Origin of the sequence: Streptomyces griseus, assembly GCF_900460065.1 — a bacterium.
In the GTDB taxonomy this organism is placed as follows: domain Bacteria; phylum Actinomycetota; class Actinomycetes; order Streptomycetales; family Streptomycetaceae; genus Streptomyces; species Streptomyces griseus.
On sequence record NZ_UAVD01000026.1, the window covers coordinates 47,662 to 67,290 of the forward strand.

Annotated in this window: 15 protein-coding genes and 1 tRNA gene; 11 read left to right on the plus strand and 5 right to left on the minus strand. The window is 68.5% G+C overall.

The features are described from left to right. Positions 1–217: 217 nt before the first annotated feature. Positions 218–1,396 (plus strand): FG-GAP repeat domain-containing protein, encoded by a 1,179-nt coding sequence (locus DTB53_RS14160; RefSeq protein WP_012379889.1) that lies wholly within the window; start codon positions 218–220, stop codon positions 1,394–1,396. A 118-nt stretch (positions 1,397–1,514) separates the two neighbouring features. Continuing rightward, on the plus strand, positions 1,515–2,492 hold the full coding sequence (locus tag DTB53_RS14165) for a Yip1 family protein (RefSeq protein WP_012379890.1): 978 nt from the start codon (positions 1,515–1,517) through the stop codon (positions 2,490–2,492). A gap of 147 nt (positions 2,493–2,639) precedes the next feature. On the opposite strand, the gene DTB53_RS14170 is transcribed toward DTB53_RS14165, so the two are convergent. Then, entirely contained in the window at positions 2,640–3,140 is a 501-nt protein-coding gene (locus DTB53_RS14170) for a phosphoribosyltransferase (protein ID WP_012379891.1), read from the minus strand. A 6-nt stretch (positions 3,141–3,146) separates the two neighbouring features. Then, positions 3,147–3,722 carry a dCTP deaminase gene (gene dcd, locus DTB53_RS14175; RefSeq protein ID WP_003967584.1) on the minus strand — a complete coding sequence of 192 codons (576 nt, stop codon included), beginning with the start codon at positions 3,720–3,722 and terminating at the stop codon, positions 3,147–3,149. A 614-nt stretch (positions 3,723–4,336) separates the two neighbouring features. On the opposite strand from dcd, the gene DTB53_RS14180 reads away from it, so the two are divergent. After that, a tRNA-Gly gene (locus DTB53_RS14180) sits at positions 4,337–4,407 on the plus strand. 55 nt (positions 4,408–4,462) lie between these two features. Here DTB53_RS14180 and DTB53_RS14185 read toward each other — a convergent pair. Then, positions 4,463–7,072 carry a tetratricopeptide repeat protein gene (locus DTB53_RS14185; protein ID WP_141727041.1) on the minus strand — a complete coding sequence of 870 codons (2,610 nt, stop codon included), beginning with the start codon at positions 7,070–7,072 and terminating at the stop codon, positions 4,463–4,465. A gap of 751 nt (positions 7,073–7,823) precedes the next feature. On the opposite strand from DTB53_RS14185, the gene DTB53_RS14190 reads away from it, so the two are divergent. The 3 genes from DTB53_RS14190 (at position 7,824) to DTB53_RS14200 (ending at position 9,317) form a co-directional block, all read left to right on the plus strand. Beyond that, positions 7,824–8,243: a hypothetical protein gene (locus tag DTB53_RS14190; RefSeq protein ID WP_042496640.1), complete on the plus strand. Its 420-nt coding sequence runs from the start codon at positions 7,824–7,826 to the stop codon at positions 8,241–8,243. Positions 8,244–8,670: 427 nt separating this feature from the next. Beyond that, positions 8,671–8,919: a type II toxin-antitoxin system CcdA family antitoxin gene (locus DTB53_RS14195; protein WP_042496643.1), complete on the plus strand. Its 249-nt coding sequence runs from the start codon at positions 8,671–8,673 to the stop codon at positions 8,917–8,919. After that, positions 8,916–9,317, plus strand: coding sequence for a hypothetical protein (locus tag DTB53_RS14200; RefSeq protein ID WP_012379895.1), 402 nt, complete (start codon positions 8,916–8,918; stop codon positions 9,315–9,317). Before DTB53_RS14195 ends, DTB53_RS14200 begins: the two co-directional genes overlap by 4 nt. Positions 9,318–9,487: 170 nt before the next feature. Here DTB53_RS14200 and DTB53_RS14205 read toward each other — a convergent pair whose 3' ends face one another. Beyond that, positions 9,488–9,787 carry a DUF1932 domain-containing protein gene (locus DTB53_RS14205; RefSeq protein ID WP_012379896.1) on the minus strand — a complete coding sequence of 100 codons (300 nt, stop codon included), beginning with the start codon at positions 9,785–9,787 and terminating at the stop codon, positions 9,488–9,490. 466 nt (positions 9,788–10,253) lie between these two features. Then, positions 10,254–11,993, minus strand: coding sequence for a GAF domain-containing SpoIIE family protein phosphatase (locus tag DTB53_RS14210; RefSeq protein WP_012379897.1), 1,740 nt, complete (start codon positions 11,991–11,993; stop codon positions 10,254–10,256). Between the two features lie 280 nt (positions 11,994–12,273). Here DTB53_RS14210 and DTB53_RS14215 point away from each other — a divergent pair, with 280 nt between their 5' ends. From DTB53_RS14215 to DTB53_RS36845, 5 genes are all read left to right on the plus strand, one after another. Beyond that, a complete protein-coding gene (locus tag DTB53_RS14215) occupies positions 12,274–12,420 on the plus strand; it encodes a transposase family protein (protein ID WP_256090761.1) in 147 nt (48 codons plus the stop codon). A 446-nt stretch (positions 12,421–12,866) separates the two neighbouring features. Continuing rightward, positions 12,867–13,298 (plus strand): hypothetical protein, encoded by a 432-nt coding sequence (locus DTB53_RS14220; protein WP_042496646.1) that lies wholly within the window; start codon positions 12,867–12,869, stop codon positions 13,296–13,298. Next, positions 13,295–13,942 carry a hypothetical protein gene (locus DTB53_RS14225; RefSeq protein ID WP_012379899.1) on the plus strand — a complete coding sequence of 216 codons (648 nt, stop codon included), beginning with the start codon at positions 13,295–13,297 and terminating at the stop codon, positions 13,940–13,942. Before DTB53_RS14220 ends, DTB53_RS14225 begins: the two co-directional genes overlap by 4 nt. A 3-nt stretch (positions 13,943–13,945) precedes the next feature. After that, the gene (locus DTB53_RS14230; RefSeq protein ID WP_012379900.1) at positions 13,946–18,679 is read left to right on the plus strand and encodes a putative T7SS-secreted protein; all 4,734 of its coding nucleotides are present in this window, start codon (positions 13,946–13,948) and stop codon (positions 18,677–18,679) included. A gap of 20 nt (positions 18,680–18,699) precedes the next feature. After that, the gene (locus tag DTB53_RS36845; RefSeq protein WP_042496650.1) at positions 18,700–19,188 is read left to right on the plus strand and encodes a hypothetical protein; all 489 of its coding nucleotides are present in this window, start codon (positions 18,700–18,702) and stop codon (positions 19,186–19,188) included. Positions 19,189–19,629 lie beyond the last annotated feature (441 nt).

The window sequence follows — 19,629 nt, forward strand, 5'->3', positions numbered from 1 at the left end:
CACGGCTCCCGCCCCCTCCCGGGGGAAACCGGGAGACACCGGAGGGACTGGAGGCTTCGGGAGATTTCGGGAGACCCGGAAGCCTTCGGGACGACCGGGGGCCAGGGGGCCCGGGGACCTCCGGAGACCCGGGACGCCCGGGGACCTCGGGAGACCCGGAAGACCCGGGAGACCTCCGCGTCCGCCGGCGGACGCCCAGGACGACGACCGACGAACGATGACTGACGAACGACGACCGACGAACGAGGCCCCCGTGCGCCCACGCACCCGCACCGAGCACCCGAAGGCAGCGGTCACCAGCAGGAGGACGCCCGCCCTCGCCGCCGCCGGCTGTACGGCCCTGCTGCTGGCGCTCACGGCCTGCACGGGCCCCTCCTCCGCGTCCGGCGGCAAGAACGGCGACACCCCGCCCCCGGCTCGGGCGCGCACCCAGGCGGGGACCGCGGGCACCCCCGTCCCCCGCGGCACCGGCAGCCGCGTCCCGTACGACTTCAACGGCGACGGCCACCGTGACCTGGTCGTCAACGAACTGGTGAAGGCCCCCCAGGACAGCCACGGAGACGACGCGGGCATCGGCGTCGTCTACGGCACCGACGACCGTGCCCGCCCTCTGGACCCGGCCACCCGGCAACTGCTGAGCGCGCGGGCGAACGCGGCGAAGTCCGGCGACACCCTGCCCGCCGCGTTCGAGGCCGAGTCGGCCTGCGACCTGGACCGGGACGGTTTCACCGACCTGATCGTCTCCACCGACCCCCCGTACAACGGCATCGGCGCCCCGCCCGTCCCCCTCCAGATCCTCTTCGGCTCCCCGCGGGGCCTGACGGGCAGAGCGGTCACCGTGCGCATCCCGCAACAGGCCCGATTCGGCAACGAGTGGCCCGAGCAGCCGGTCTGCGGCGACTTCGACGGCGACGGCAGGGCCGACCTCGCGGTCACCGCCAGCGCCGGCCGGGTCACCTTCCTGCACGGCCCCTTCACCCGCACCGGGGCCCCGCGCAGCGCTGACCTGCTGCCCGACGGCGGCCCGTACCTCTACGCCCCCGAGCCCGGACGGGACACCGACGGGGACGGCTACGACGACCTCGTCGCCGCCACCAGCCCGCACGCCCCCGGCCGGCCCGGCAGGGGCACCCTCCTCCTCGGCTCCCCGAAGGGCCCGGCCCGGCCGGGCGGCGCGTACGCGTTCGCCGCCGAGAAGCTCCCCAGCGCGCCGCTGAAGGCGACGGGCGCCACCCGCACCGCCCTCCTGGACCACGGCGACTACGACGCCGACAAGAAGCCGGACACCGTGGTCCGCACGTACCGGGGCGAGCGCCAGGACCTGATCGCCCTCTACCCGGCGGGTAACACGGACCGGCCGCTCCTCACCTTCTCCACGGCGCTGTTCCTCCCCTGAACTCCCCCGCCCGAGGCCCGGGGTACGGCCCCTAGGGGATGTCACAGCTCGGCCGCAAAGGCGGACGGGTTCCCCCGGCCCCCACCGCCCGCCCCCGGGGACCAGGTACGTTCAACAGGTGGCTGGATTCAGGATCGGACGCGGCCGGGACAACCGCACCCCGCAACAACCGCAGCAGCAGCGGCAGCAGCCGTACGGAGGGCAGGCACCACAGCCGCCGTACGGCGCTCAGCCGTGGCCCTCGGCAGGAGGCCCCGGCAACGGCGGAGCGCCACCGCCGTACGGGCCGCCGCAGGGCGCCCCGTACAACACGGGCGGCGGCTACGGGGGCCCCGGACCGGGCGGACACGGCGGACAGGCCGGACACGGCCAGGGCCATCACGGCCACGGCGGCCACGGCGAGCCGGAGTACTACGGCGACCCGTACGCCGAGCCCGCGCCCCACGACCCGTACGCCAACAACCCGGGTCACACGCAGGCGTTCCGCGTCGACGAGGACCCGTACAACGGCGGCAACACCTACCAGGCCGGTTCCGCCCCCGCCCAGCCGACGGGCCCGCGCCTGCGCTGGAAGGAACTGCTGACCGGCATCGTGGCGCGCCCGGGACCGACGTTCTGGCAGATGCGCGACTACCCGGTCTGGGGCCCGGCACTGGTCGTCACGTTCGTCTACGGCCTGCTCGCGCTGTTCGGCTTCGACCAGGCCCGCGACGAGGCGATCAACGCGACGATCTCGACGGCCATCCCGTACGTCCTGTTCACCGGCGTCGGATTCGTCATCGGCGGCCTGGTCCTCGGGGCGGTGACCCACACCCTGGCCCGCCAGCTCGGCGGCACGGGCTCGTGGCAGCCGACCGTGGGCCTGTCGATGCTGATCATGTCGATGACCGACGCCCCGCGCCTCCTCTTCGCCCTGTTCCTGGGCGGCGAGAACTCCCTCGTCCAGATCGTGGGCTGGCTGACCTGGCTGGCGGCCGGGGCGCTGTTCACGTCGATGGTCAGCAAGTCGCACGACCTACCGTGGCCGAAGGCGCTGGGAGCGTCGGCGATCCAGCTGATCGCGCTGCTGTCGATCATCAAGCTGGGCACCATCTGACAGCCCCGCAGGAACACGAAAGGGCCCCCGGAGCGCGGAACACGCACTCCGGGGCCCTTTCGCGCACACGGGCCCAGGCCCAGGCACGGGCACAGGCCTGGACCTGTGCCCGTGCCTGGGCCTGGGCACATCACCCGTGAGAGGGGATCAGGAGTCGAGGACCTGCCCGTCCCGCCGTACGACGGGCTTCTCCACGCTCCACGGGAAGTTGATCCACTGATCGGTCTTCTTCCACACGTACTCGCACTTCACGAGGGAGTGCGACTTCTCGTAGATGACGGCGCTGCGCACCTCGGCGACATGGTCGACGCAGAAGTCGTGGACGAGCTTGAGCGTCTTGCCCGTGTCGGCGACGTCGTCGGCGATCAGGACCTTCTTGTCCGAGAAGTCGATCGCGTTGGGCACGGGCGCCAGCATGACGGGCATCTCCAGGGTCGTTCCGACCCCGGTGTAGAACTCCACGTTGACGAGATGGATGTTCTTGCAGTCGAGCGCGTAGGCGAGCCCACCGGCGACGAACACCCCGCCCCGGGCGATACTCAGCACCACGTCGGGCTCGTACCCGTCGTCGGCCACGGCCTGCGCCAACTCGCGCACCGCCCGCCCGAAGCCCTCGTAGGACAGGTTTTCCCGCACGTCACTGGTCATGGTTGATCACACCTGGGTCCGATGGAAGTTCTGGAACGACCGCGAGGCCGTCGGCCCCCGCTGCCCCTGGTACCGCGACTCGTACCGCTCGGAGCCGTACGGGAACTCGGCGGACGAGGTCAGCTTGAACAGGCAGAGCTGCCCGATCTTCATGCCCGGCCAGAGCTTTATCGGCAGCGTCGCGAGATTCGACAGCTCCAGGGTCACGTGCCCGGAGAACCCGGGGTCGATGAACCCCGCCGTCGAGTGCGTCACCAGCCCGAGCCGCCCGAGCGAACTCTTGCCCTCCAGCCGCGAGGCCAGGTCGTCGGGGAGCGAGATCACCTCGTACGTGGACGCCAGCACGAACTCCCCCGGGTGGAGGATGAAGGCCTCGTCCCCCTCGGGCTCGACGGTCCGCGTCAGGTCGGGCTGCTCGACGGCCGGGTCGATGTGCGGGTACCGGTGGTTCTCGAACACCCGGAAGTAGCGGTCCAGCCGCACGTCGATGCTCGACGGCTGCACCATCGAAGGGTCGTACGGATCAATACGGACTCGGCCGGCGTCGATCTCGGCCCGGATGTCCTTGTCTGAGAGAAGCACGTCCCGAGGATACGCAGAACGCGCGAGCCCGCCCCAACCGGACCACCCGCGCGCCTGCAGAACACCTCCGCCCCGCTATCCACGCCCCCGCTCACACCCGCGGCCACGGCTGCCGCCCCTGACACACGGGCCGACAGCCACCCCGACATCCACCCTCACCGCGACGTCCCGAGCCGACTGCCCCACGTGTCCGCCGAAGCCGTCCTACCGCTTCTCGAACGCCACGGGCACGGCCTGCCGCAACCGCGCACACCGGGGACACCGGATCAACCGCCCGGGCCCGATCCGGTCGGCCCCGAGCTGCTGCATCGGGAACGACGAGGTAGCGAAAACGTGCCCTTCGGCACAGCGGACAACGGTGCGCTCCATCGGATCCATCAAGTCCCTTCCCCAACCACATATGGACGAGAAAGCCACATTAGGGGATGAACAGGACGCCACCGCACGCGGCACTCCGACCACCCACGCTACGCCCCCAACTCCCGCCCATCACACCCCCGTCCACACCCCACCCCTCCCCGCACGCACGACACGAAGGCCCCACGGCGCATCCGCCGGGGGCCTGGCATGGGGTAGAGTGTGGACCGATGCATTGCCGGTGATCGGCACGCTTCGCGGGTGTAGTTTAATGGTAGAACATGAGCTTCCCAAGCTCAGAGCGCGAGTTCGATTCTCGTCACCCGCTCTTCAAATGAGGCCCCGTGTAAGCCACCTGGGGCCTCATTATGTTGGCCGGACCGCTAAGGAGCCGCGCTCCACGGTGTCGAGATCTCTCCGTCCGGCTCCCAGCCGTGCCGTCGCATCTGCTGCGCTTCCGCCGTACGGCCCGCGGACTCCAGCACCTTCGCGTACTGGCTCCAAGCGTACGGGTCGCCGGTTCGCGAAGCATGGCGGAGCCAGTCCAGGGCCTCGTCGGTACGCCCTGCGTCTTGGAGCAGCTCGGCGACGACGGACCTCTGATCCGGATAGCCGTCCTCTGCATGGCGGTCTGCGCACGACCTCAGCCAGGCGAAGGACTCATCCGGCCCCATGAGCTCCGTCATCAGTCGCGCGGTCTGCCCCAGGGCACCCAGGTCCCCTTCCTCAGCAGCCCGCTGGTACCAGATGACAGCCTCCGAGGCCTTGCCGAGTTGCTCGTGCACAGCGGCGGCGTTCGCCGCCGCACCCCTCGGTCCGCCGGCTGCCTCCTGTTCGTAGAGCGCGAGCGCTTCTTCCAGACGGCCTTTCTTCCTCAGCGCCTCGGGAGCACTCGCGCTCTTCCTGAGGTGGGCACCGCTGGCGATCTCCTCCGACCAATCCAGCACAGCGGCTAGCCAGCGCTGTGCCTCATCGGCTTTTCCGCCCGGGTCGAGAAGGCTCCGCAAGTTGGATCGAAGTGCCGCGTCCTGGGCCAAGTGCTCGAGCAACGCATCCGACGCCCAGGAAATCCACACACCCCCTTCCCTGTTCCTGCTTTCCTCTTCCCATACCCGCGGCAACAGCCAGGACAGTACGGTGGCCCCGCTGTCGCCTCGCTCCCGCATCCGGTAGACCGTCTGCACCACGGCGTACCCGCCGTGGCTCTCGGCCTCCTGCTGGTAGCAAGCCAGAGCTTCTTCCGTACGGCTCGTCGACTTCAGCAGGTCGGCCAGGGCTCCGTACGCACCGTAGACGCCCGCATCGGCCGCTCGCCTGAAGCAGGTCTCCGCTTCCGGGAGGTCGCCGGCCTGCCGCAGAATCATGCCTGCGGAGAACCAGCTGCTGGAATGCCCTGCTTCGGCAGCTCTCCTGTGCCAAGCGACGGCCATGACCGGCTGGTGAGTCATCTCCATGATCCCAGCGACCTGGTTCATGGCAGCGGGATCTCCCCTTTCGGCGAGGGGCAGACACCACAGCAGTGCCTCGTCGTATCTGCCCTCTTCCTCCAGCATCTGGGACGCCGCGGCGACGGCGCCCGGCACCCCCGCCGCGGCTGCGGCCCTGAGGAGACGCACAGCGATCCGGAGGTGCCCTCTTTCCCGTGCCGATCCGGCCAGGGCGATCAGGGACTCTCGTGCCGCATAGTCGTTCAGGGTGTCCCAAAGACGCGCCGGTGGAACCTTGCCGTGCTGCTCCTCCCTGCCGTGCTGATCCAAGTAGTCCGCGAGTCTGACCTTGTCCGTGACGACGAGGGGAGCGGCAGGTTCGCGGATGGTCACGGGCGTGAGGGGGCCGCGGGCACCACGCAACCGTTTCCTCAGTTCCGCAAGAGCCTGCTCGATGTCACCGTCCTCCACCGCCTCGTACTGATGGGCGGTGAGGTAGGAGGGGATCGACGCTTCCAGCAGCAGTTTCGGGAGAGCCACGCCATGCCCGAGACGACGGGCGTCCATGGCCGACTCGACCAGAGCCCTCTCCAAGGCCGTGGCGGTCTCGTACCGGTCGACCAGCGCCCGGCCACCGGCAAGATACTGGGTGACCTGCCCCTCCTCACCACGGTCCAGGGCCTCTTGGAGCCGGGGGTCCGTCACGGCAAGGCGTCTCAACTCCAGCATGTCCGGCCCCTCGAAGGAGTCCGGCACTCGGAGGTACTTGCCGGTGAGCAGAGCACGGGCTCGCGCATGCGGATCCTTGCGGTCGCCCTGCCTACGCGGGCTGACGAGATCAGACCACTGTTCGGGCCAGGTCGTGCCGAGGACGAGCAGGGGGCCGCGTCGCGGGTCGTTGAGCACCTCGTGCAGCCGGGCGGCTGCCTGCTCACCCCGATCGTCGCCCAGGAAGCGGTGGATCTCGTCGAGCCACAGGACGGTACGGGGAGCGGCGTCGTCCAACACTGCGATCAGCGCCTCGGTGGGGGTCGGTGCGAGGGGATGCACAAGCCGCCAGTCCGGAGGAAGAAGACTGAGCGCCTCCCAGCACGACCTGGTCTTCCCCGTAAAGGAGTTGCCGACGAGGACCGCGAGGGCGCTGGTCAGCCCTTCTGCGCACGGCCGAGCGGCACTTTCCACCACGTCGGCGAGCTGCCGGTCGTGCTCCCGTTCGACATACGGAGGCAGAAGCTGCAGCTCGGAGTCGGCGCACCCCCCGTCGATGGCCTCGTGCACCTCCAGGGCGAACGGATCCGCGAACTCACTGATAAGCCTCCCGGGGTGAGCCGTTGACGCACGTGATGCCCGTATCGGCTGCGCCCTCTCCAGCAGGTTTCGCCAGTCGCGTTCATCAACCTTCTCTCCGGCCCAGGCGCTCCACAGCCGTACGAGTGCCAGAACGTCGTCGCTGCTCCTGTCACTCGGGACCTGGGGAACTCCTTCACCGCGGATGGGCACCCAGGCGCTGATCCGCTGGCTCTCGATCCCTCTGTTGTACGGGGGCTTGCCGAGTTCCTGGCTCACCTTCCTCCGTGAGTACCGGTCGCCGGCCCGGCTGAGCACGCCCTCCGCTCTTCGCTCCAGGGCGCGCAAGCGCTCATAGAGTTCCCGGGACTCCTGGGACCGCAACAGGCCTCCCTCTCTCTGCCCGCAGCAGGCACAACGGGCAACGCACCGACCTGCAGCGTAGAACCAATCCGCCCGGTGCTCCCGCTATTCCGGGTCTCTCTCCCCAGACGGCAGAAGACTCGGGGACGACGACTCGGGGCAGCTCCGGGCGCAATCGACAAAGGGACCGTGATGGGGAAGACGACTCGGCGGCGGCGACAGCACACCACCCGCCGATGGGGACGCACCGTCCTCTTCGGTCTCGTACGAGGGGGTGCGACAGCGACGGGCTCGGCCATCGTCGCGTGTGGCCTGATGTGGTGGCAGAACCGATGAACGGATTGCGGCCCTCGAACACCGCGCCACCGCTGCCTCCTGTTCCCGCAGATCAGACAGCCGATGGTCCCGACGAGCGGCGTTGATTCCCCAGCTCAGAGCACGAGTTCGATTCTCTTCACCGGCTCCACATGAAAGCCCCGGGCCAGCGGCCCGGGGCTCTCTGTTGTCCGGACCAGTTCAGGGGTCCGGCATCAGAGAGCTGTCTCCGCCCGACCTCGCCCGGCCGTCGGACGCGCTCGGTGCGCACCAACCGAGGCAAGACGGTCGGCATGCGGCTGAGTGGTCCGGCTCCGCGCCCCCCACCAACCTCGGCTGTACCGTGTCCGCCATGGCGGAGGAGAACGAATGGGGGCTGCGGCCACTCGGGCCGAGCGAGGTCAGCCGCCTCCGGGGACTCGCCGCAGCAGTTGCGGCGGACCTGGCCCGATCCGGGCTCGTCATATCCGGCCAGCAGAATCAGTACCGGGAGACTTCGGCCGGCTGCCTGAGAGTCGAAGTGGATGAATTCGACGACGCCGCAGGCGGCATCTGGCTCCACTGGGAGGTACACCCTTCCCTCCGGAAAGCGACGAGCGAGGCTCCACGGGGACAGCGGTTCGATGACCCGGTGATCGCGTCCGCGGGCCGCATTCACGAGCGGATGGCATCGACGATCCTCTCCATGCTGGGGGCACTTGGATACGTCGCGGAGCCAAGCGATGACGACTATCGGCCCTTTGCGATCAAGGTGCTCTCGGCCTCCACCTGAGCACCTGCCGTACCTCTGCGCAACGCAGGCCCCCTGCCAACTCTCCCCATGCCACCGCGCAGGAAGCCGTGCTAGAACGTACCAGGAGGAACGGTAAACAGCGGTCACCAAAGGAACCGAAACCAGTCAGGACCTCACCATCGGAGCACATTTCAGCAGGTCGGAGCCCATGCGAATGGTCGAAGGCCGGGTGATTCCCAAGCTGAGAGCACCATTTCGATTCTCGTCACCCGCTCCACGACGAAGGCCCTGGTCAATGACTCAGGCCTTTTGCTTGCCGTCCAACGGCACCGGCTCGGAGCGTCACTCGCCAGAGACAACGTGTGAGTGATCGCGCCCATGTCCCCCGGAACCTGCGACCACAGGCGTCAGAGCTGGGGACCAGAAACCCGAGCCAGCGTGTGCATACTCAAGTATGCTTGGACTTATGTCCTCAACGACTCGCATCACCGTCACGCTCCCCAGCGACCAGGTGGCGGAGCTCCGCAAGCTCACGGACAACGTCTCCGGGTACGTGGCGGAGGCCGTAGCCCGTCAGATCCGGCACCAGCTCTTGGGCGCGGACCTTCGCCGTTACGAGGAGGAGCACGGGCCGTTTAGCGATGAGGAGCTCACCGAAGCCCGCGCGAAGATCTTCGGCTCCGCCGGCTCCTCCACGGGCGCGGACGCCGCGTGAGTGAGCGTGTCGAGACCGTCGTCCTGGACTCGGAAGGGCTCTCCGCCTGGGTCGCGCAGGACCGCAAGCTTCTCGCGATGCTTCAGGTCTTCCACGACATGGGAGCCGATCTGGTCATCGGGGCCAACACCATCGTGGAAGTCAGCCACTCCCGCACCAACATGCCTCGTCTGAACTGGGCCCTGTCCCGCGTCAAGGTGGAGCCAGTCACTGAACAGGCGGCGAAGGCGGCGGCTGAGCTTCTCAAAGGGGCCGGACTTCACGGGCACAAGTACGCCATCGACGCCACAGTCGCCGAGGTCGCCCTCCGCCAGCCGAAACCCGTCGCCCTCCTCACCTCCGACAGCGACGACATGACCAAACTCTGCGGAAACCAAGTCCGCATCATCCCTCTCTGACGCGCCGGCCCACGCCGAGCACGCCCCCATGGCAGGGTCCGCCGCACCGCCGCCCTCGTGCCCCATCCGTGCCCAGCAGAGCGGACAACAGCGGTCAGGTAAAGCCTCCAGAGACCATGGCGCCCCCTGTTTCCTCGCAGGAAAGCGCAGGTCAGGGCCCTCCCTGAAGCTCAAACACCGCTGATTCCCAAGCTCAGAGCGCGAGTTCGATTCTCGTCATCCGCTCCACGACTGAGGCCCAGGTCATCGACCCGGGCCTTGTTTGTTGTCCGGACTCGTCCACATGCTCTGCCCTGACCGGAACTGGGCAAGGACATCTTTGACCGGGAAGTCGCACTGGCTCTTACCTGCTCCCAGAAAGCGAGCACCTGGGCCTTAGCCTCGGCAGTCTCCGGAGGCAGGTCCGCGGCGCGGAGCGTATCGGCGACTTCTGCCGTCTCGGGCGCCCAGCGCCGGGCCCGGCTTGGCACCCTCGGTACGCACTCCGGACCGGAGAGGATCGCGCAGATCAGGATCTCGGCTTCGGCTGTGAGTTGATTCCCGGCTCAGGGGGCGTCGGCGAGGGCGTGCCCCGGCTGTCCAGTGATTATCGATCATGAAGGTCCGCCCGTCTGGGGCCGGGGCGTGTCGGGGTGGCGGGCCCGTGTAACTCACCCGGAACGAATACTGTCGGCCACCCGGCGGAGCTGCACGAGAATGTTGGCGCCATCACGGTTGATGGCGCCCGGCCCCAGGGCTCTCCGGGCAGGAAGCTCTCGACGCTGCCGCTGGCCGACTTTCGGCTTTCCCTGAGGGCGCCGACGCTGTCACGCTCGCCGGCCCGAATGCCGTGGCCGAAGCCGTGGCGCAGAGAGGCGCAACGTTTTCCAGCTGCGGATGGCTATGGCACGGGTGACGGCGCGTGAGGTCCGCGTTTGTGTAAGAGCCGGTGGTCCGTCATAGCTCCGTCCGAGTGACCCGGACGGCGAGGACCGCCACGTCGTCCCGTTGCGGGATGTCCGCCAGGCCCTCTGAGAGGGCTTCCAGAAGGAGGGGCAGGGGTCTGTCGTGGTGGCGGGCGAGCACCGCAGCCGTGCGGGCGGTACTGACGTCGATGTCCGCGTCGCGGCGTTCGACCAGGCCGTCGGTGTAAAGGAGGAGCACGCTGCCCGGCGGGAGGTCGCGCGCGTGGTCGTGGCGGGGCAGGTCGTCCTCCGACGTGCCGAGGAGGAGCAGATCGTGGTCGACCAGGGGCAAGACACCCTCCTCCCGGGTATGCAGCAGCGGCGGCGGGTGTCCGGCGTTGGACCACGTCAGCCGCCACTGACCGTCGTAGAGGTCGAGGCGGGCGTGGACCGCTGTGGCACCCAGCCCCAGGGGCAGGGTGCCGATGGCCCGGTCGATCGCGTCGAGGGCGGCGGACGGAGAGTGGGTCGGGTCGTCGAGGCTCGCCTGTCGGAGCATGCTGCGGATCTGGCCCATCACTGTGGCGGCCTGGACGTCGTGCCCGATGACATCGCCGATCGAGACCATCAGGGCGGGCCGGGTCGCGGGCGGCACCATCGGCAGCGGATACGCGTCGTACCAGTCGCCGCCGACCATGTCCTGGTCGGCGGCCGGCAGGTACAGGGCCGCCATGTCCAGGCCCGGCACGTCCGGCAGCTCAGTGAGCATCGCGGCCTGCAGCTGCTCCGCGGTGCTCAGCCGGTTGGCCACGAAACGGGTGCGCTCCACCGCCTGGCTCACGTACCCCGCCACCGTGGTGAGGACGGCCTCCTCCGTCGGTGCCAGCACATGGGGTCGGGACCAGCACCACGTCAGGACACCGCGCCGGTCCGGCAGCGGAACACACATCACGGACTCGAGGCCCAGCGAGTCGTACCCGGCGACGGCCTCGGGCCCGAAGCCGCGCAGGAGCGTGGGGCGGTCCGGTACGAAGACGGCGCGTTGCTCGCGCATGGCCAGGGTGCTGGGGAAGGAGGCGTCCCACTCCAGATGGTCGATGGCGCTCTCCACCGGCCGTACGTCCTCCGGGTCGATCACGCGCCACAGCTTTCCGCCGTCCGCCAGGAGCAGGCCCACGAACGTTGGCTCGGCCGGCCCCTGGAACAGGTGGCGCAGGCGCCGGGTCAGATCTGTGAGATCGCGGGCGTGGGCGAGCTCGATGGACGCGCGCAGAAGGAGGCCGGCGTGATCGCGGTCCCGCTGGATCAGCTCCGAGGCGATCCTCAGCCTCAGCTCCATCGAGCAGGCCGCAGCCAGATCCTCAAGATCGCGCATCTCTTCCGCTGTCCACTCGCGAGGCTCGTGATCGATGGCACAGAGCGATCCGAGGACGTGCCCGTCCGCGTCGGTGAGCGGCATACCGGCGTACGCGACCACCCGGAGGTCGGGGATGGCGAGGCTGTCGCAGGTGCGGGGAGACGACCGGGTGTCGCTGAGGATCAGCGGCTTGCCGTCCGCGACGACGTGCTGGCAGAAGGAGTGGCTCAAGGGGGTTTCGCGACGGGCCGCCCAGACCCCGGACAACCCGACCATCCCGGGAAACACCTGCCGGTCGGCCTCCAGCAGCGAGACCAGGGACACCGGAACGCGCAGAACGCGCGTGACCAACCGGGCGAAGCGGTCCATGCCGAGGTCGGCCGCCGCGGTCAGCCCCGCCAGCCGCAGCGCCTCCAGCCTTCCGGGTCCCTTCATCCTGCGACCTCCGTCGACCTGGCGGGGGGAGGCGTGACCTCTGTCGAGCGCATTATCAGAATATAAAATGAAAAGACCGTGATATCCCAGCTAGGTGCGGTGCCGAGATGTCCAGCGCAGGACGCGGCGTCGCCCAGGACGATCCAAGGAGACGGTCAGCGCGCGGCCGGACGGCCTTACGGCGAGGCGCCAATAATCGAATGTTCGTTCCCTTCTTCGCCTCTGTTGAGTACGCCGGCAAGTCGGCAGGCTGACTCGTCCGGCTCCGGACCGGCAGACCCTGCACCTGCTGATGCGCCCGCGCCACGGCGACGCCGACGCGTGCCTGGCCTCGGGCTTCAGCGTCGGAACCATGACGGCTCATCGACACTTCCGCGGGGCCGTCGACCTCCTTGCCGCACACACGCCCACGTCGGAACGGTCATGACGAAAATTCGAAAAGCGTACGCGATCCTCGGGAGCAGGATGTACGCCATCGACGCCACGGTCGCCGAGGTGCCCCTGCCAGGGTCCGCCGCACCGCCGCCCTCGTGCCCCCTCATGCCCCATCCGTGCCCAGCAGAACGGACAACAGCGGTCAGGTACAGCCTCCAGAGACCATGACCACCCCAGCTTCCCCTCAGGAAGAAGCAGGTCAGAGCACTTCCCGACACTCAAGCACCGCTGATTCCCAAGCTCAGAGCGCGAGTTCGATTCTCGTCACCCGCTCTTTGTTGGAAGGCCCTGGTCGGAGACCAGGGCCTTTCTTGCGTTCGGGATCGGCCCGACTGTGGAGGCTCTGAGGACGGCTGGAACTACGGGGTTGGCGGCGAGCGTGGTGTTCTAGCGTGTGCAGACGTGAAGGATCACAGCTCACGGGTGGGGAGGCTTCCAGTGGGTGACGGGGCAGCTCTGGCGGATCGGATAGCCGAGCGCCGGGCCGGGGTCGGTGATCCGCGGGCCTTGGTGGGTGAGCTGCGGCGGGTCCTCGTGCTGGTGCCGTTCGACCGTGGTGGGCTGTGGACCGCCGAGTTCGGGGGGATCCGGTGGGTGTGCGGGTTCACCGATGAGGCGGCGTTGGCCCGGTTCGCGGCGGAGCGGGCTGTGGTGGAGGGGGCCGGGGCCGCCTCGCGGAGTTGGGAGTATGCCGTGTTCCGGGGGGCTCGGTTGCTGGATGAGGTCATCCCGGCCATGGGGGTGCCGGCCGGCGTCGCGGTGAACGTGGCCGACCCGGACGGGTCGATGCTGTTTCCGCCGGTGGTGGGGATCGTGCCGGATGCTGTCGCCGTCGACGCGGACGTCCCGGGCGGGGGGCAGCAGCGGTGAGCGGTACGGGGGCGGAAGACCTCAACGTCGATCCGGTCAGTGTTCAGCAGATCACCAGCGGGCTGCGTGAGGCCGTTGCCGAGTTGAGGGAGATCGGTACCGGTACTGGCGCCGTGCTCGGCAAGGGGCTCTCGGACCTGTCGATGACCGGGATGGAAGCCGGTCACCACGGGCTGTCGGTGGACTTCGAGGACTTCTGCGAGCGGTGGGAGTGGGGCGTCCGCGCGCTGGTCCAGGACGCCAACGCCATCGCGGCGAAGCTGGGGCTCGCGGCGGGGATCGTGTGGGAGGAAGACCAGTACGTCCACGGGACGTTCAAGATCGCCGTGAACGCGGGCGTGGGGAATCCGCATGCGTCCGAGGACGAGATCGTCAAGCAGGACTGGGGCGATGTGTTCACTCCGGACTACCTGAGTCCGGATTACAGCCGCGAGTCGTTCGACCGGACTGCCGACGAGGCCGGTCAGACCTGGAAGGACACCGGGCGGGCGCTCGTCACCGAGGGGAACGGAGGACGTCAGGCGGACCAGCTGAACGAGATGTTCGGCCTGGACCAGGACACGTTCGACCGGTCCGTGGACGAGGCGTTCGGGCCTTCACCGGAGGAGCGGGCGGGACAGCAGGGGCAGGACGGGGGGAACTAGGTCATGGGGATCGGGGATTTCGTCCGGGACATCACGCCCGACGTCGTCGAGGACACGGTCGAGGACGGTGTCGAGTGGGTCGGTGACCGGGTCGAGGACGCCGGGAACTGGACCGGCGACCGGCTGGAGGACGCCGGCTGGGAGTCCGGGGCGGACTGGGTCCGGGAGAAGTCCCGGTCCGTCGCGAACCGGATGGGTGCCGAGGTCGACGAAATGGACCTCGGGCAGACCGAGGACAAGAGCAAGCTCATCTACGGCAGCCCGTCCGAGATCCGTTCCACCGCTACCCACCTGCGCAAGCTCCAAGGCGCGTTCGACAAGGTCGGCGGTGGGCTCAAGGGAGTCGATGCCTCTGCACTCAAGGGCCAGGCGGCGGACGCCTTCCGATCATCGGTGTCGGTCGAGCCGCCCAAGTGGTTCAAGGCCGCCGACGCCTTCGAGAAGGCGGCCGCCGCGCTCGACGCCTTCGCGGGGACCGTGGAGTGGGCCCAGGGGCAGGCGCAGACCGCGATCGACAAGTGGAAGGCCGGGACCAAGGCGTCGGAGGAGGCCCGGGACGCGTACAACGAGAAGACGACCACGTACAACAAGGCCGTCGACGCCTACAACGCCAAACCCGCCGACGAGCGCGACCCCTCCACCCTGCCGTCCAAGCCGGGCACCTTCAGCGATCCGGGCACCGGGCGGATGAAGGAAGCCCAGGAGTTGCTCGCCGAGGCACGCAAACAGCGCAACACCGCCGCCGAGACTGCCCGCAAGGCCGTGACCGCGGCCCGGGACGCCGCCCCTCAGAAGCCGCGCTACGCCGAGCAGGCCACGGACGGGCTCGCCGAGTACCAGGTGATCAAGACCCATCTCGCGGGCGGCGTCGTCAAGGGCGCGGCGGGCATCCTGACCTTCGCGCGCAGCGTCAACCCGATGGATCTGTACAACATCACCCACCCCGCCGAGTACGGGCTCGCGCTCAACAACACCGCCGCCGGGCTCGTCCGGGTCGCCAACGACCCCTGGGGCACCGGCAAGCAGATGGTCAGCGACTTCATGAGGGACCCGGCCGAAGGATTCGGCCGGCTTCTCCCCGACGCCGCCCTCACGCTTGCCACCGGCGGCGCCGGGGCGGGCGTCAAGGGTGCCCGGGTGGTGAAGGAGGCCGCCGACATCGCCTCCGACGCCCGCAAGCTGGAGAACCGCTCACCCGAAGGAACCCACAACCGACCCGACAGCGAGCGCGCCAGCGGGGACACCGACCCCGTCGACCTCGCCTCCGGTCGCATGTTCCTCCCCCAGACCGATGTGGTGCTCCCCGGTGTACTGCCCCTGACGTTCACGCGCCGCTTCGAGTCCGGGTACACCGTGGGACGCTTCTTCGGCCCCTCCTGGTCCTCCACCGTCGACGAGCGCCTGGAGGTCGATGCCGGCGGAGTCATCCACGTCACCGACGACGGGCTGCTGGTCACCTACCCGCACCCCGTGCCGGGGACGACCACGCTGCCGGACTCCGGGACCTCACGGAGCACCCTGAGCCGCGACGAGGCCGGCGACTACACCCTCACCGACCCCGACAACCGTCTGACCAAGCACTTCGCCGCCCCTCACGGGGCAGAGCCCGGTCAGGACGGAACCGCCTGGCTCATCCAGATCGGCGACCGTAACAGCAACACCATCAGCTTCGATCGGGCCGACGACGGCACACCGCTGGCGCTGGTACATTCCGCCGGCTACCACCTCGTCCTGGCCACCGTCGAAGCGCGGGTCACCGGGGTGTCCCTTCGGGACAAGGACGGGGCGGCGCTCCCCGTCAGGTCCTACGGCTACACAGAGGGCAACCTCACGACCGTCACCAAGCCCTCCGGCGCCACCCTCACGTTCACGTACGACGACCACCGCCGGATCACGGCCTGGATCGACTCCAACCGTCGTCGCTACGACTATGCATACGACGACCGCGACCGCGTCATCGCTGAAGGCGGCGAGCACGGGCATCTGCAGGTCGTCATCGATTACAGCGAACCGGATCCGGCCACCGGCCACCGCGTGACCATGCTGACCAACGTGCAGGGGCACACCACCCGCTACTTCATCGACGGCCACTGCCGCGTCGTGGCCTCCACGGACCCGCTCGGGCACACCACCCGCTTCGCGTACGACACGCACGGCAATCTGGTGTCCCGTACCGATCCGCTGGGCCGTACCACCTCCTTCGTCCATAACAGCGAAGGGCGCCTCACCACCGTCGTCCGCCCCGACGGCAGCGAACACCACAGCGAGCGGGACGCGACGGGCTTTCGGTCCACCTACACCCTTGCGGACGGCACCCGTTGGCAACAGCAGTTCGACGACCGAGGCAACCGCGTCGCGCTCACCGGCCCGTCCGGTCACACCACGCGCTACTCGTACGACAACCACGGCCGGTACGTCTCCGTCACGGACGCGCTGGGGGCCGTGACGGAGGTCCAGTGTGATTCCGCGGGATCCCCCCTCCGTCTGACCGATCCGCTCGGGGCCACGACCTGCTTTGAGTTGGATGCGTTCGGCCGTCCCGTACGGATGGAGGATCCGCTGGGAGCCGTCACGGAGTTCGAGTGGACGGCCAACGGCGAGTTGTCTCGACGCACGGGCCCCGGCGGTGTGGTGGAGAACTGGAGCTATGACGGTGAGGGCAACCGTCTCACCCACACCGACCCCGCGGGCGGTACAAGCCGTTTCGAGTACACCCACTTCGACCTGCTTTCCGCCCGCACAGGACCGGACGGCGCCCGCCACACGTTCGTCCACGACGCCGATCTGCGTCTGACAACGGTCGTCAACCCGCTGGGCATGGCCTGGTCGTACACCTACGATCCGGCTGGGCGGCTGATAGCCGAGACGGACTTCGACGGTCGCACCCTTGCGTACGGCGTCGACCCGGCCGGTCAGGTGACCAGCCGGACCGACGTGCTGGGTGACAGAGTGGATTACGAGCACGATCTGCTGGGCCGCGTGATCCGCAAGAACGTGGCGGGAGAGATCACGACGTACGCCTATGACAAGGCCGGGCGCATGATCCGGGCCGCCGCCCCGCAGAGCGAGCTGATCTACCAGTACGACCGATCGGGCCGGGTCAAGACAGAAATGGTCGACGGTCAGGTCATGACGTACGCCTACGACGCCCGGGGCCGCCGCAGCCGCCGCGTCACTCCCACGGGGCGGCTCACGACCTATGGGTACACCGACGCGGACCGTCTCGCCCATCTCACAACAGACGGTCATCGGATCGCCTTCGACTACGACGCGAACGGCCGCGAACGCGAGCGTTCCTTCGGTGACATGGTGACGCTCACGTCGAGCTTCGACGAAGCAGGCCGTCTCTGTGCCGAGCGTTTCGTCAACGCCACCCGAACGCTCATCAGTCGCACTTACAGCTACCGGCCGGACGGACATCTCCTAGGTCTGGACGACACCGCACGTGGCGCGAGGTCGTTCCGGCTGGACGCCGCAGGCCGAGTAACCGCAGTCACCGCGGCGGACTGGAGAGAGACGTACGCGTACGACTCGGCCGGCAACCAGACGGCGGCTTCGTGGCCGCCGTCCCAATCGGGCGGCGCAGCCAACGGCTCCCGCTCCTACGAGGGCACTGTCGTCACACGTGCGGGAGACACCCGTTACGAACACGACGCGCTCGGCCGCATCACCCTGCGGCAGAGGACCAGGCTGTCCCGGAAACCCGACACGTGGCGGTACACCTGGGACGCCGAGGACCGCCTCACGGAGGCCATCACCCCGGACGGCACTCGCTGGCGCTACGCATACGACGCGTTGGGGCGGCGTACCCGCAAGCAGCGACTGGGCGACGACGGGCAAACCGTGGTCGAGGAGACCAGGTTCACCTGGGACGGCTTCACCCTCTGCGAGCAGACCACCACCTCGGCGGACATGCCCCACACCGTCGCCCTCACGTGGGACCACCAAGGAGTGCGGCCACTGGCACAGAGCGAGCGCATCCTGGCCGGGGACGCCGCCCAGTCGACCATCGATCAACGGTACTTCGCCATCGTCACCGATCTGATCGGCGCACCGACGGAGCTGATCGACGAGTCCGGCGATCTCGCCTGGCGCACGCGGAGCTCTCTCTGGGGAACGACCACCTGGGCGAGGGACAGCACCGCTCACACCCCACTGCGCCTTCCCGGCCAGTACCACGATCCGGAAACGGGTCTGCATTACAACGTCAACCGCCACTACGACCCGGAAACCGCCCGCTACCTCACTCCGGACCCGCTCGGTCTCGGACCCGCTCCCAACCCGGTCGCCTACGTCCACAACCCCTATAGGTGGTGCGACCCGCTCGGCCTCGCCCCGTACGACCCTCTCCGCGAGGGCTACACCTCGTCACCGGGCTTTGAGAGGGACCCCTATCACCCTGACGTCGTCGAGAGGCGAATCGAGGGGAATCGCGAGCTTTACGGCGTCAAGGACCCTGACGCCAAGGGGATGATCGGGGCCAACGGCACGCAGATCACCAGCAAGACGTTGTGGAACCATGGACCGTACCGGATCGACGTGGAAAATCCGGACCCCGGCGGACGACCGGGACAGCTCCACTTCCAGGACCAGAGCAACAAGGCCGCGAAGTACCAGTACGACTTCGAGACCGGAAAATTCGAAGGGCTTCCACGCAGCGTCGAGAAAGCCGTCGGAAACAATCCGGGCTTCATCGCAGGGATCAGAAAGGGGCTCGCCGCACTCGGCGAGGGATAAGCATGCGGAGTAACCCTCGGATGCGGGAGATCCTGCGGACGGCAGAGATCACCAACCTGAGCGATCAGGACGTCCCCCCCATGTTCCGTGAGGTCGCGGAGCGCGGGTGGTCCGTCACAGCCGCCGGTGGGCGCGTACTGACCGATCTCCGTCCGGAAACATCTGGCACCTACGTCGACCGGCTCGCGGAGGAGACAACGATCAACGGGAGGGGAATGACCGACTACGACCTCCCGGCCGCACCGGGTGAGCGCACGCCCCTTCTCGTCCGGAGATGCCTGGCGTATGCGTGCGCCTGCCTCAGGAAGGCACAGGAGGAGTTCCGCGACACTCAGGTCAAGGCGTATGTCTCCCTCTCCTTCGCCGATACCGAGGAGGCCCTGCTCACCTCGAACGTCACCTTCTGCACCCCTCTTCCTGATGTTCGCCCTTACATCCCGAACCTGGAGACTGTGACGGGCGCGGCCATCGCGGAGATCTCGCTGGAGGACTGCTCGGCTTGGTCATGAGGACCCCCTTGGGCCTCTGCTCGTGCCCCATCCGTGACCAGCGGAGCGGACAACAGCGGTCGGATGTGGCTCCCAGAGACCGGGAGCCATTGATCTGCCCACCCCGAAATCGCATGTCAGAGCCTCTGCAGCAACCCAAGTCCCGCTGATTCCCAAGCTCAGAGCGCGAGTTCGATTCTCGTCACCCGCTCCACCACCTAGGCCTAGGTCATCGACCCGGGCATTGTTAGTTGTCCGGACCACTTCAGGCGTCGCGCACCAGATCCGGACCAGGCAGCGCGCCCTCAGTACGGACCGACCGGCCAACCAGCGGTCGCGCCCCTCCGACACCCGTCCTCCGCCGGGGCGCCCCCTCAAGGTCCGGGCTTCCCTTCCGTCGCCTCGCGCCGCCGAGCTCCGCCGCGAGAATCCGGGTGCCAGACGTCAACCGCTTCACCTCGC